Below are 12,408 nucleotides of genomic sequence, written 5' to 3'. Positions count from 1 at the left end.
CAGCCCTTCCTCGGGGTGTCCGCGCCCCGGGTGGTCGTAAGGACGGCGGGAGTTCCTGACTCACCCGGACCGGCCGGGTTCACAGTGGCGGGACCGCGCCGGATTCTCACCGGGCTTCCTCCCTCGGGCCGCAGGGCCCGGCGCCGTCGCTGGCGTCCGGCGGGTCAGCCGACCCACCGACCTGCATAGTAAGGGCTGTGGGCCGGGGAGGTAAGCGGGCCCGGGGAGCTGCGGTCGCGCGGGGCTCCCCCGCCCGGCCGCGGCCGGTCCGTGGCCGGATCCGCCCCGGATCCACCGCCCGCCGTCGTGGGTATGCTCGCCGCCATGCCGCCCTCCCCCTCGATCCGGCCCCTTGGGTCCGCACCGCCCCTACGGGACCGCGGTGACGCCTGCCCGGGGGCGCTGCGGCTGCATGCTGCCGCCGACGGACTGCTCGCCCGAGTGCGCGTCCCGGCCGGAGATTTGACGGTACGTCAGGCCGCCGCGCTGGCCGACGCCGCGGAGCAGCTGGGGGACGGTTTCCTGTCCCTCACCTCCCGGGGGAACGTGGAACTCCGTGGCCTGCCCGACGGCTGCGACGGCCGGCTCGCCGGCCTGCTGGGCGACGCCGGGCTGCTGCCCTCCGCCCGCCATGAGCGCATCCGCAACATCCTCGCCTCCCCCCTGGCCGGACTGGACCGGCACACCCCCGCTGACGTGCGGTGGTGGGCCCGGCGCCTGGACGCCCTGCTGTGCGCAAGCGAGTCCGCGACCGCGCTGTCCGGCCGTTTCCTGTTCGTCCTGGACGACGGGCGGGGCGATGTGGCGGCGCTCGGCGGCGATGTGAGCTTGGTCGCAGAACGGGACGGGGCGGGCGAGCGCACGGACGGCGACGGGGGCACCGCGCTGCTGCGGGTCGGTGACGACCCGGCAGCGCTGCGGATCGCCGGCCCGGACGCCCCGCGCGCCGCACTCGCCGCCGCCGAGGCGTTCCTGACCGCCGCGGAGGCGAGCGGCACCGGCGCCTGGCGGGTCCGCGAACTGCCGGAAGAGCACGCGCTGACGGCCCGGGACGTGGCCGGGGCGCTGCGGGCGGCGGGCATCGCCGCGACGCATGTCCCGGACGGGGCACGGCCCTTCACCGCGACGACCGGGCCCACGACGACGCACCCGAACCCGGACCCCGCGGCCGGACCCACGACGACGGACCCGAACCCGGGCCCCGCGACCGGACCCACGGCGACGTACCCGAACCCGAACGCGGCCCCCGCGGCCGGGCCCGCCCCGGCCGCGGCGGACTCCTCCGCCCCGGGTGTCGTCGAGGGCGCCGACGGCCACCACGCGCTCGCTGTCCTGGCTCCGCTGGGCCGGCTGAGCGCCGCCCAGTGGCGCCTGCTCACCGCCACCGCCGCGCAGCACGGCTCCGGTGAACTGCGCCTGACGCCCTGGCGCGGCGTCGTCCTGCCCGGCCTGCCGGCCGCCGCGGCCGCCGACCGGCTGGCCGCGCTGTCCGCCGCCGGCCTGATCACCGACCCGTCCTCGCCCTGGCACCGGCTCGGCGCCTGCACCGGCCGCCCCGGCTGCGCCAAGTCCCGCACCGACGTCCGCGCCGACCTGGCGCACGCGGTCGCCGCGGGCGCGCCGGTGCCCGGCGGCTCCCCGGCCCCCGCGCCCGGGGCGCCCGTCTACTGGTCCGGCTGCGAACGCCGCTGCGGCCACCCCCACGGCACCTGGGTCGACGTCCTGGCAACGGCGGACGGCTACCAGGTCTCGGTCGTACGGCCGGACGCATCACCAGCAACACAGGAAACGAGGCCACAGTGACCGCGTTCGAATACGAGAAGGACGGTGCGGCGATCTACCGCCAGTCCTTCGCCACCATCCGCGCCGAGGCCGACCTCGCCGGGCTGCCCGCCGACGTCAGCCAGGTCGCGGTCCGGATGATCCACGCCTGCGGCATGGTCGACCTCGTACGCGATCTGGCCTTCACCCCCGAGGTGGTGGCGAGCGCCCGCAAGGCGCTGCGCGACGGCGCGCCGATCCTGTGCGACGCCAACATGGTCGCCAGCGGCGTCACCCGCAAGCGGCTCCCGGCCGGCAACGAGGTGCTGTGCACCCTCGCCGACCCGTCCGTCCCGGAGCTGGCCGCCCGGATGGGCACCACCCGCAGCGCCGCGGCGCTGGAGCTGTGGCGGGACCGGATGGACGGCGCCGTGGTGGCGGTCGGCAACGCGCCCACCGCGCTCTTCCGCCTGCTCGAAATGATCGAGGAGGGCGCGCCCCGCCCCGCCGCCGTCCTCGGCATACCCGTCGGCTTCATCGGCGCCGCCGAATCCAAGGAAGCGCTGATCGCGCACCCGTCGAAGCTGGACCACATCGTGGTGCGCGGCCGCCGGGGCGGCAGCGCCATGGCCGCGGCCGCGATCAACGCCATTGCAAGCGAGGAAGAGTAAGCGTGAGCGAGCAGCAGGCACCCGGCCCCGGTACGCAGACGACCGGCCGCCTCTACGGAGTGGGCCTCGGCCCCGGTGACCCGTCCCTGATGACCGTGAAGGCCGTACAGGTCATCGCCGGCGCCGACGTCATCGCGTACCACAGCGCCCGGCACGGACGTTCCATCGCGCGTTCCATAGCTGCCGAGCACCTGCGCGCCGACCACATCGAGGAGGCCCTGGTCTACCCGGTCACCACCGAGTCGACCGATCACCCCGGCGGCTACCGCGGCGCGCTGGACGACTTCTACGAGGCCGCCGCGGCCCGCCTCGCCGCGCACCTCGACGCCGGGCGCACGGTCGCCGTCATCTCCGAGGGCGACCCGCTCTTCTACGGCTCCTACCAGCACATGCACAAGCGGCTGGCGCACCGCTACCCGACCGAGGTGATCCCCGGCGTCACCTCGATCAGCGCCGCCGCGGCCCGCCTGGGCAAGCCCCTCGCCGAGGCCGACGAGGTCCTGACGATCCTCCCGGGCACGCTCCCCGAGGAGGAACTGACCGCCCGTCTCGCCGCCACCGACACGGCCGTCGTCATGAAGCTCGGCCGCACCTTCCCCACCGTCCGCCGCGCCATGGAACGCTCCGGCCGCCTCCCGGAGGCCCACTACGTCGAGCGCGCCACCATGGCCGGCGAACGCACCGACGCCCTCGCCGCCATCGACCCCGAGACCGACACGGTCCCCTATTTCTCCGTCACGGTCGTCCCCAGCCGCGTCGCCGAGCAGTCCTACCGCGCGCCCGGATCGGAGGCCGACGAGGCCACCGCCCCGTCCGGCCCCGGCGAGGTCGTGGTCGTCGGCACCGGCCCGGCCGGCCCCCTCTGGCTCACCCCCGAGTCGCGCGGCGCCCTGGCCGCCGCCGAGGACCTCGTCGGTTACACCACCTACCTGGACCGCGTCCCGGTACGCCCCGGGCAGCAGCGGCACGCCTCCGACAACAAGGTCGAGTCCGAACGCGCCGAGCTGGCCCTCGACCTGGCCCGGCGCGGCCGGAAGGTGGCCGTGGTCTCCGGCGGCGACCCCGGCGTCTTCGCCATGGCCACCGCCGTCGTGGAGGTCGCCTCCCAGGACCCGTACCGCTCCGTCCCGGTACGCGTCCTGCCCGGCGTCACCGCCGCCAACGCCGCCGCCGCCCGCGCCGGCGCCCCGCTCGGCCACGACTACGCGGTCATCTCCCTCTCCGACCGCCTCAAGCCCTGGGAAGTCATCGCCGAACGCCTCCACGCGGCGGCCTCCGCCGACCTGGCCCTCGCCCTCTACAACCCCGGCTCCCGCAGCCGTACGTGGCAGGTCGGCAAGGCCCGCGAACTCCTCCTGGAACACCGCGCCCCGGACACCCCGGTCATCCTCGCCCGCGACATCGGCGGCCCCGAGGAATCCGTCCGCACCGTCCGCCTCACCGACCTCGACCCCACCCAGGTCGACATGCGCACCCTCCTGATCGTGGGCTCGTCCCAGACCCAGGCGGTACGGCGAGACGACGGCACGGAGGTGGTCTGGACGCCGCGGAGGTATCCGGAGAAGTAGGGCGGCCGGAACTGACGGATGGCCCCTGGATCCCAGGGGCCATGCCGCTACTTGGACCAGTAGGGATCCTGCACGTCTGGGGTGTAGTCGGGGCCGCCGTTGGGCGCCTTCGGAAATGTGTCGCCTTCCTCTCCCTCAACGTGAAACCCGTGTCCGGGAGATATGGCACCGACACCGGCATCGAAACGAACCTGCCCGAAGCCGCCTACCGAGAACTTAACAATGCAGCCGTCTGGCGCCGCACCGGAAAGCGAGGGCAATTTGGGACGCACCTGCACGATCTTGAACCCCGCAGCTCTCCAAGTCCTGTCGACCGCACTAAGCAGCTTGGTCATCTTCCCCTTCGACACCTTGGTGCGCACATACCGAGTCCTACCAATAGTCAATTCACCATTTGCGGTATTGGTGAACGAATTCCTGCGTTCCGACGTTCTTACTGGGCCATCGCGCCACTTGAGTCCGGGGCGTACCGCTTTGAAAGTATCGTCCAGAACCGAGTCGACCCGCTTGACAGCCTGATGCGTGTTCAGGGTCGGCTCAGGGTCGTCATCCCCACGCAGGACCGAACAGCCGCCAAGGCATCCCGAGACAAGCGTCATGCTGGCGGCTGCCAGGGAGAATTTCCGCCAACCCATCACCCTTACCGCCTTCCCTGGAATGTAACTTTTTCTGGGTGGCCAGCCACAATCGCACCCATATTAGCTAGCGAGTCGCCACCCTTATCCCCGTCAAAGTAATCGGAGTGAGAGGCCGGAGAATCGCCGTCCGCGACGCCGAACCGCCGCCCGCCGAACTCCTCGCTGGCCGGGTCCTGACCGAAGTGCAATTCGTGCGGATCGATCAAATGTGCTATCGCGCCGCCGGGGAGGGTTTCAAAGTCAGATGGGGCATGCGTGACCAGATCACTCTCCGCTGCACCTGCCCACACGTGGTCCGCTCCCACCCCAAGCTGCTCGGCCCTCTGGGCTCCGGTTCCGGGACTTCCCACCAGAATGATGTCGTCGGCAGGAATCCCGCCCTCGCGCTGGGCAGCCTGCCCCACGGTGAATGACCCATAACTGTGCCCAATGGCCGTCACATGGGGACGTTCACCTTGATGCGTCGCCTGGACGCCATCGAGAAACTGCCCAAAGGCCGCACCGCCCTTCTGGCCCCGCTCCCGGTCAGCGACCGAAAGGTCACTATCGGAGAGCCTGTCCGTGTCTGCCTGTGGAGCGTCGTACCCCAACCAGACGATCGAAGCCGTTGTCTTACGTCCGTCGCTGGCATCCTGAGCCGAATCCCAGACATGCAAAGCACGGTCGCCGTCTTCAGCCCCCACATCCCTGAGCTGGGTGTTGAGCCCGGGCACATAGGCAGCGACATTGTCCGCCGTGTCGGGATCTCCGTACGACAGGATGGCCCGTCCCTGACCTTCTGGGCCGATGCCGAGCAGAAGCGGTTCCGGTTCCTTCCCCGAGTCCCCCTCCAAGCGATTCTTGATTGCCTCGAAGCCCTCACGCTGCCGCGCCACGGTGGGTGACACCGGCGTGCCCGGCGGATACATGGCGATCAGCCGGTCAAGGTTGACGCGATTCGCCTTGTCACGCGTCTTTGCCGGAATGCCGTCGAGGTTGCCGATGAGGCTCGGGTTGAGCGCCAGTTGCTCCTCTTGCTCCTCCTTGCTCAGGCCCTTCCACCAGTCCCGGACCTTCTTCGGGTCCGTGCCCTTCGCGGGAGCCGAGTCGAGCCCGACGGCCACGCCCGCGATCTTGGAGATGGCTGCCGCATCCCTGCCCGATTCCAGACCGTTCACGGACAGCCCACGGCCGACCCGCAGTTGCGCCAGCGCGAGGCGGTAGCGCGCGTCGATCTCTTCCGCGCCGCGCAAGGCGTCGAATATGTCGTTCTCCAGACCGAGCCGCTCCTGCTCCTTCGCCGGCACTCCCGCGTCAGGATCTCCGGTGGGTATGTCCCCCTCGTCGGCGTACATCACCTCCCCCGTCGGAGCCACCCGGTAGCCCTTGCTGGTCGCATCGTCCAGCACCTGGTGCAGGAGCTTCTGCTGCGCCCGGAGCTCGGTGATGGCTCCGTCCAGGGTCGTCTCCACCAAGGCGCATTCCTGGCTGCTGAACTGGAAGTTGTCGCTCAGGCGGGTCATGCGCTTCTGCGCCTTGTCGGCCGCTTCTCCGGACCAGTCATGGCTCAACGGCCGGAGCATGTGAGCGTCCACCCGGTCGCAATAACCCCCGAGGCGCCGGGCGATCTGCGCCCATTCATCCTTAGCGCCTTCCAGCGCGGAAAAGCGGAGGTTTTGGAGGTCTCGCACGGTCAGAGTCATCGGGCGTCATCCAAAGGGGCTGTCGTAGCGAGCAGCACTCTGCATCGCCGGGCGGACGGAAACAGAGGTACCGGCAGCCGGCCGGAAGGCATTGGCCGTCTGCTCGTCGTTCTGCTCGTAGTTGTCCGCGGTCCCCCTGAGCGAGTGGGCGACCTCGCCGCACTCCTTCTTGACGTCACCGAGCCGGTCATGCCAACTCTGCAGCGTCCTTATGAGCTCGCCGGAGAATTCGAATCCCCCAGTCTCCCCGGGTACGCCCTGATGCTGAGCACTCAGATTTCCGACGGCAGCTCCGACCCCGGATTGCATCTCTTCGCCATGCCCGGCAGCTGATCTGAGCGTCTTTGGATTTACTTTGACACCCGACACGATTCCCCCGATCCCCGTTTCTTCTGTTGCGGCAGCGTCAGCCTGCCGCGGTCCTCAAGCGCACCGGTTTTTACAGCTCAACCGGCATTTGACAGCCTGTCACCCTACGTGGTGTCGGCTGTTCAAGCCTCAGCAAGCTGCGATCTGGCCAGTTTTCAACCAGAATCCATCTGCCGGAATGCGCCCCTACGTGAGCAACTCAGGCGCCTCTGTAGAGCCCCGGTGGGCTAATGGAGGCCCTCGCTCACGCCTCGGCGACCAAAGCTTCGTCCCGCCCGGCCCGGCACACCGCGCACCGGTCCCTGCCGTCCCACGCCTCCCAGCCGAAGGCCGTGGGGGAGAAGGAGCCGTCTTCCAGTTCCTGGCGTACGGCCACGCGATAGGCCCAGACGGCGTCCAGGTAGGGGTGGTAGACGTCGTGGAAGGCGGGTGACGTATGCCGGGCGCCGGCTGCGACGACCCGCTGGAGGGCGCGGAGTTGCTCGAACATCGCCTGTCCGGCGCCCGCGATCTCGGTCGTCGCGTCGATGTACAGGCGCTCGCGTACCTCGTGGATCCCGGCGTCGGTAAGCGCCAGCCGGGCGGCGGCTTCACAGTCCGCCTCGGCGTCCGGGTCCTGCGCGATCTGCCGCAGCCGCGCGTGGCAGACGCCGGCCGCCGTGATGAACTCGACGTACACCGCGCGCCGTCGCGTCTCGCTGCTGCGGTCGTTTTCGTGACGGCGCCGCAGCTTCTCGGCGAGCACCGTGCCGGAAATGGCGATCACCCCACCACTCACCGTCGCGACGAGCGTCCCCCAGTCCACAGGTCCCCCTTCACCGTGGCTATGAACGACGACCAGGCTACGGCCGGAAAGCACAGCACCGGGCCGTGCGGGTCCTTGCTGTCCCGGACGGGGACAACGGCAGCCGGAATGACGTCGGCGACCTCGACGCAGTTGGCGTCCCCGCCATTGCTGTAGGTGCTCTTACGCCAGGCGCGGCAAGCTCGGCCGGGGTTCGTGTTCACGGTCTGCTGTCCTCCAGTAGCTGCTCGACGAATGAAGCAGAGTCCTGCGGCGAGAGCGCCATGTCCCGCACGCGATCGTAGGACAAGCGGTACTGGGCGACTTCTGACGGATCGTCGATCAAGTCCCCCGATTTGTTGCCTTCGAGATAGGCAACGGCAGTTCCGTCCGCCATCCACAGCAGCGACAACGATCCTCCTACGAGGTCATGCGGCCCCGCGGCGAACCGAAGGACCTGCAGTGTGATGCCGGGCCGCCTGGATGCCTCCACGAGGTGGACCAGTTGGTCCCTCCAGATCTGTGCATCACGAGGGGGTCGCATGAAGGCGGCCTCGTCCAGAATCACCCGCACACAGGGGGGAGGTGAAGCCCGCAGCAGTTCTTGTCTGCCCATGCGTGCGGCGACAAGTTCATCGAGCTCATCGGGGTCGACCGGCATGGGAGCCGAAGCGAAGACTGAACGGGCGTAGCCCTCCGTCTGCAGCAGCCCCGGGATCCCCAGCATGTACTTGTGCATGATCGTCGAGTTGGCTTCGTGCTGCATGAACAGCTTGTAGCGGTCCATGAAGGCGTCTTGCCGCGCCAACCGCCACAACCGCACCAACAACTCCCCCGTCCCGTAGACCGCGTCCAGGGCCTCCATGACCGGGAGCTTCGAGAGGCGTTCGCCGGTTTCCAGGCGGTGCAGGTACGTGCGGTCGTAGTTGGTCTCCTCGGCCAGCTGGGCCAGGGATCTTCCGGATGCCTCGCGTAACCGGCGGAGTTCGCAGGCGAGGACCCAGCGGGCGGAATCCTCGTTCTCGGAATTCTTTTCGACCATCCCCACTCTCCCCTTGTTGCCTTTCCACCCGGCAACGCCGGCTTCGTTTCGCCAGCGGCGTCGGGTCCATAACTCTAGTGAGCAGCAACGGAGTTGGCATCACTCGCCAGGATCCGAATCGAGCGAGAGGGAAGAAAGAGAAATGGTGGAACGCAGCCGGGCGGCCCGGACGGTCAAGGACGCGGAGGACGCGCGGGACGAGCTGCGGGCGGCTCTGAAAGGGGCGGGCGTGACCCTGCCCTCGCTGGCGCTGGACGGGGTGTCGCTGGTGGGGGACTTTCCCCGGCCGCTCGTCGACCTGGGGCGGTGCACGCCGCAGACCGCGCGTCGGCTGGCCGGGGCGTTGCGCGGGGACGTTCGGTGAACGGTTCGGCGGGCGGCGAAGAGAAAGAGCCGGAGGCGGCACGCAGGGCGCGGAACGCGGAAGCCGCGAGTCGGCGGATAGCGGAATTGGTGCGGCGGGTGCGGGAAGCCAATCGGTTCAGTGTGAATCGGCCCCGCTGAAGCGGAAAAGGTGCCGGAGCCATTCCGCTGCCTCGGCCGGGTCGGCTGCCTCCGGAATTCCTTCCGGTGTGGGAGGGCGGCGTACGACCACCACCGGGATTCCCGCCTCGCGGGCCGCCGCCAATTTCGGGGCGGTGGCCGCCGCGCCGCTGTCCTTGGTCACGAGGACGTCGATGCGGTGGGTGGCCAGCAGGGCGCGTTCGCCGTCCGGGGTGAAGGGGCCGCGGTCGAGCAGCACCTCCATCCGGGGCGGGTGCGGGGGCTCGGGGGCGTCCACGGAGCGGACCAGGAACCAGAGGTCCGTGAGGTGGGCGAAGTGGGCCAGGCCCATCCGGCCCGTCGTGAGGAAGACGCGGCTGCCGAGGGCGGGGAGGGCGGCGGCGGCTTCGTCCAGGGAGGTGACCTGGTGCCAGGTGTCGCCGGGTCCCGGCACCCAGCCGGGGCGGCGGAGGGCCAGCAGGGGAACATGGGCGGTGGCGGCCGCCCGGGCCGCGTGGAAACTGATCGTGCCGGCGAAAGGATGGGTGGCGTCGATGAGCGCGTCCACCGCGTGCTCGCGCAGCCAGCGGGCGAGGCCGTCGGGGCCGCCGAATCCTCCGATGCGGACCTCCCCGGCGGGCAGCCGCGGGGCGGCGACCCGGCCGGCGAGCGACGACGTCACGCGCAGCTCCGGTTCCGCCGCCAGGGTCGCGGCCAGGCGGCGGGCCTCGGTCGTACCGCCGAGGATCAGTACGTGGCGTGGCGGGCGTGCTGCGTCGGACATGGGATGTGGGTTCCTCCGTGGGTGAAGCGCAACCGCAGGGTACGGGGCCGGGCACCGGGCAGGCCGCGGGAGGGCGTGGTGCGCAGCTCGCGCACACCGGGCTGCGGCACGGCTGGACGACCGGTGCGTGTGCGACGGCGGCGAGCACGGCCGCGTACACCGCGCTGCTGAGCGGCGAGTTCCCGGACCCGGTGACGATCACCCTGCCGAAGGGGCAGACGCCGTCCTTCGCGCTGGCGGTGGAGGAGCTGGACGCCGGGTCCGGCAGCGCCATGGCCGGGGTGGTCAAGGACGCGGGCGACGACCCGGACGTCACGCACGGCGCGTTGATCCGCGCGCGGGTGCGGGTGCTGCCGCCCGGGTCCGGCGTGGTGTTCAAGGCCGGGCCGGGGGTCGGGACGGTGACCCGGCCGGGGCTCCCGCTGGACGTCGGGGAGCCGGCGGTCAACCCCGTACCGCGGCAGATGATGCGGGAGCACCTGACCGAGGTGGCCCGCCGCTGCGGCGGCGCCGCGGCACCCGGCGCGGAGCCGGACGTCGAGGTGGAGATCTCGGTCGATCACGGGGAGGAGATCGCGCGCAGCACCTGGAACCCGCGGCTCGGCATTCTGGGTGGGCTGTCGATCCTCGGCACCACCGGGATCGTCGTTCCGTACTCCTGCTCGGCGTGGATCGACTCCATCCGGCGCGGGGTGGATGTGGCACGTGCGGCGGGACGTACGCATGTGGCCGGATGTACGGGGTCCACGTCCGAGAAGACCGTGGTCGCGCTGCACCGCCTGCCCGAGGACGCGCTGCTGGACATGGGGGACTTCGCGGGGGCGGTGCTGAAGTACCTCCGGCGGCACCCCGTGGACCGGCTCACCATCTGCGGCGGATTCGCCAAGCTGTCCAAACTGGCGGCGGGCCACCTCGATCTGCACTCGGCGCGGTCGCAGGTGGACAAGGGCTTCCTCGCGGAACTGGCCCGGCGCGGCGGGGCGGACGAGGCGCTGGCGGGCGCGGTCGCGGAGGCCAACACCGGGCTGGCCGCCCTCCAGTTGTGCGCGGCGGCCGGGGTCCCGCTGGGGGACCTGGTGGCGGCGACGGCACGGGACGAGGCGCTGGCCGTGCTGCGGGGTGCGCCCGTCGCGGTCGACGTCATCTGCATCGACCGGGCGGGGCTGGTGGTGGGGCGGGCGGAGCCGCGGGGGCCCGGCGACGCGCGCCGGAACACCCCGTCCCGCTAGGCGTCCGCGCTACTTGCGCCCTCTCTGGGCGGCCCGGACGTGGATGCCCATCCGGTCTCCCACGCAGTCCCGGCCGTTGCCGGTCAGCGCGGTCAGCGCCGTCCCGAGGGCGCAGGTGGTCAGCCGCAGCGGGTTCTCCCGCATCCAGTCCGGGCGCTCCTGGCGGTCGTTGGTCCGGGCCGTGGACTCGCGGGTCCGGCCGGCGTAGTCGGTGGCGGGGGTGCGGCCGGCGTAGTCGTCGTGCATCCAGCGCGAGTGGTCGGTCGTCGGCGCGGGGTCGGTGGTGGTCCGCGGGGTGGTGGGCGCGTTGTCGGCGAGGGCGGCGCTGCTGCCGAAGAGGGTCAGCAGGGCTGCGGCGGCGACCGATCCGGCGGCCAGTCTGGTGCGCATCGTGGCGTGCTCCTTCGTTTCGGTTGATCCGCTCGTGCTCCGTTGATGCGGTCTCCCTTGGGTGTTGCACGTTGCTTACCGGCCCCCGCGGGCCGGATAACGGACATTCACCCCGATGCGGTCATATAATCAGTCAGATGTCCCAGCTGACCCCATTGCTGACGGTGTCACGGACTGATCGAGCGTCAGCTCCGGTCGTACGGACCGGCGTTGCACGGCCCGTGCGGGCGCTCCCGGTCCGCCGAGTACAGATGGCTGTCGCGGAACTGCTCGGCGCCCAGCGTGCGCCCGACGATGATCACCGCCGTACGGACCACGCCCGCGGCCTTCACCTGGCCCGCGATGTCGGCGAGGGTGCCGCGCAGGACCAGTTCGTCGGGGCGGGAGGCCATGGCGACGACGGCGGCCGGGCAGTCGGCGCCGTAGTGCGGCAGGAGTTCGTCGACGACCCGGTCGACGTACATCGCGGCCAGGTGCAGGACCAGCAGCGCGCCGCTGCGGCCGAGCGTGGCGAGGTCCTCGCCCTCGGGCATCGGCGTGGCGCGCTGGGCGACGCGGGTGAGGATGACGGTCTGGCCGACGGTGGGCACGGTCAGCTCGCGCTTGAGGGCCGCGGCCGCCGCGGCGAAGGCGGGGACGCCCGGCACCACGTCGTACGGCACCCCGGCCGCGTCCAGCCGGCGCATCTGCTCGGCGACCGCGCTGAAGACCGACGGGTCGCCGGAGTGCAGCCGGGCGACCTCGTGCCCCTCCTCGTGGGCGCGGATCATCTCGGCGGTGATGGTGTCGAGGTCCAGCTGCGCGGTGTCGATCAGGCGCGCGTCGGGCGGGCACTCGGCGAGCAGCTCACGCGGCACCAGGCTGCCGGCGTACAGGCACACTCCGCAGGCGGCGAGCGTCCGGGCGCCGCGCACGGTGATCAGGTCGGCGGCGCCGGGTCCCGCGCCGATGAAGTGGACGGTCATGGCTGTTCGGTCTCCTGGGGGACGGGGACGGGAGGGGGGACG

14 protein-coding genes and 1 riboswitch are annotated in these 12,408 nt (G+C 71.1%); of the genes, 5 read left to right on the top strand and 9 right to left on the bottom strand.

Features of this window, described 5'->3' with window-relative positions; translation table 11 throughout:
* Window positions 1-29 precede the first annotated feature (29 nt).
* A riboswitch (cobalamin riboswitch) is annotated at window positions 30-158 on the bottom strand.
* A gap of 166 nt (window positions 159-324) precedes the next feature.
* Genes cobG through OO62_RS15455 form a run of 3 tightly spaced genes read left to right on the top strand, consistent with a single transcriptional unit; the run spans window position 325 to window position 4,000 of the window.
* Complete coding sequence (cobG, locus tag OO62_RS15465) at window positions 325-1,803, top strand: precorrin-3B synthase (protein ID WP_228332485.1); 1,479 nt, start codon at window positions 325-327, stop codon at window positions 1,801-1,803.
* The gene (locus OO62_RS15460; RefSeq protein WP_033267979.1) at window positions 1,800-2,432 is read left to right on the top strand and encodes a precorrin-8X methylmutase; all 633 of its coding nucleotides are present in this window, start codon (window positions 1,800-1,802) and stop codon (window positions 2,430-2,432) included. The genes cobG and OO62_RS15460 overlap by 4 nt, the downstream gene beginning before the upstream one ends.
* Window positions 2,433-2,434: 2 nt before the next feature.
* Window positions 2,435-4,000, top strand: a complete 1,566-nt coding sequence (locus tag OO62_RS15455) for a precorrin-2 C(20)-methyltransferase (RefSeq protein ID WP_033267978.1) — start codon at window positions 2,435-2,437, stop codon at window positions 3,998-4,000.
* Window positions 4,001-4,047: 47 nt separating this feature from the next.
* On the opposite strand, the gene OO62_RS39600 is transcribed toward OO62_RS15455, so the two are convergent.
* The 6 genes from OO62_RS39600 to OO62_RS15435 all read right to left on the bottom strand — a co-directional run bounded on the left by OO62_RS39600 (window position 4,048) and on the right by OO62_RS15435 (window position 8,515).
* Window positions 4,048-4,335: a hypothetical protein gene (locus OO62_RS39600; protein WP_129322985.1), complete on the bottom strand. Its 288-nt coding sequence runs from the start codon at window positions 4,333-4,335 to the stop codon at window positions 4,048-4,050.
* A gap of 305 nt (window positions 4,336-4,640) precedes the next feature.
* On the bottom strand, window positions 4,641-6,320 hold the full coding sequence (locus OO62_RS15450) for an alpha/beta hydrolase (protein WP_033267977.1): 1,680 nt from the start codon (window positions 6,318-6,320) through the stop codon (window positions 4,641-4,643).
* 6 nt (window positions 6,321-6,326) lie between these two features.
* Window positions 6,327-6,689: a type VII secretion target gene (locus OO62_RS41720; protein WP_398741496.1), complete on the bottom strand. Its 363-nt coding sequence runs from the start codon at window positions 6,687-6,689 to the stop codon at window positions 6,327-6,329.
* 244 nt (window positions 6,690-6,933) lie between these two features.
* Window positions 6,934-7,494, bottom strand: coding sequence for a hypothetical protein (locus OO62_RS15440; protein WP_033267975.1), 561 nt, complete (start codon window positions 7,492-7,494; stop codon window positions 6,934-6,936).
* Window positions 7,464-7,697 carry a DUF397 domain-containing protein gene (locus OO62_RS37915; RefSeq protein WP_077192882.1) on the bottom strand — a complete coding sequence of 78 codons (234 nt, stop codon included), beginning with the start codon at window positions 7,695-7,697 and terminating at the stop codon, window positions 7,464-7,466. The genes OO62_RS15440 and OO62_RS37915 overlap by 31 nt, the downstream gene beginning before the upstream one ends.
* Window positions 7,694-8,515 carry a helix-turn-helix domain-containing protein gene (locus OO62_RS15435; RefSeq protein ID WP_033267974.1) on the bottom strand — a complete coding sequence of 274 codons (822 nt, stop codon included), beginning with the start codon at window positions 8,513-8,515 and terminating at the stop codon, window positions 7,694-7,696. The genes OO62_RS37915 and OO62_RS15435 overlap by 4 nt, the downstream gene beginning before the upstream one ends.
* 142 nt (window positions 8,516-8,657) lie before the next feature.
* Here OO62_RS15435 and OO62_RS15430 point away from each other — a divergent pair, with 142 nt between their 5' ends.
* The gene (locus tag OO62_RS15430) at window positions 8,658-8,879 is read left to right on the top strand and encodes a hypothetical protein (protein ID WP_106974859.1); all 222 of its coding nucleotides are present in this window, start codon (window positions 8,658-8,660) and stop codon (window positions 8,877-8,879) included.
* 117 nt (window positions 8,880-8,996) lie between these two features.
* On the opposite strand, the gene OO62_RS15425 is transcribed toward OO62_RS15430, so the two are convergent.
* Window positions 8,997-9,782, bottom strand: a complete 786-nt coding sequence (locus OO62_RS15425) for a cobalt-precorrin-6A reductase (protein WP_033267973.1) — start codon at window positions 9,780-9,782, stop codon at window positions 8,997-8,999.
* Window positions 9,783-9,799: 17 nt separating this feature from the next.
* Here OO62_RS15425 and OO62_RS15420 point away from each other — a divergent pair, with 17 nt between their 5' ends.
* A complete protein-coding gene (locus OO62_RS15420) occupies window positions 9,800-11,011 on the top strand; it encodes a cobalt-precorrin-5B (C(1))-methyltransferase (RefSeq protein WP_033267972.1) in 1,212 nt (403 codons plus the stop codon).
* 9 nt (window positions 11,012-11,020) lie between these two features.
* Here the strand turns inward: OO62_RS15420 and OO62_RS15415 are convergent, their stop codons facing one another.
* Both OO62_RS15415 and cobM read right to left on the bottom strand, forming a co-directional pair.
* Window positions 11,021-11,401 (bottom strand): hypothetical protein, encoded by a 381-nt coding sequence (locus OO62_RS15415; RefSeq protein ID WP_051733223.1) that lies wholly within the window; start codon window positions 11,399-11,401, stop codon window positions 11,021-11,023.
* A 185-nt stretch (window positions 11,402-11,586) separates the two neighbouring features.
* Window positions 11,587-12,366: a precorrin-4 C(11)-methyltransferase gene (gene cobM / locus OO62_RS15410; protein ID WP_033267971.1), complete on the bottom strand. Its 780-nt coding sequence runs from the start codon at window positions 12,364-12,366 to the stop codon at window positions 11,587-11,589.
* Window positions 12,367-12,408: the final 42 nt, after the last annotated feature.

The sequence above is a fragment of the Streptomyces lydicus genome (genome assembly GCF_000717345.1).
Lineage (GTDB): Bacteria > Actinomycetota > Actinomycetes > Streptomycetales > Streptomycetaceae > Streptomyces > Streptomyces lydicus.
The sequence above is the reverse complement of the archived record's forward strand: the minus strand, read 5'-3'. Positions and strand labels throughout refer to the sequence as shown.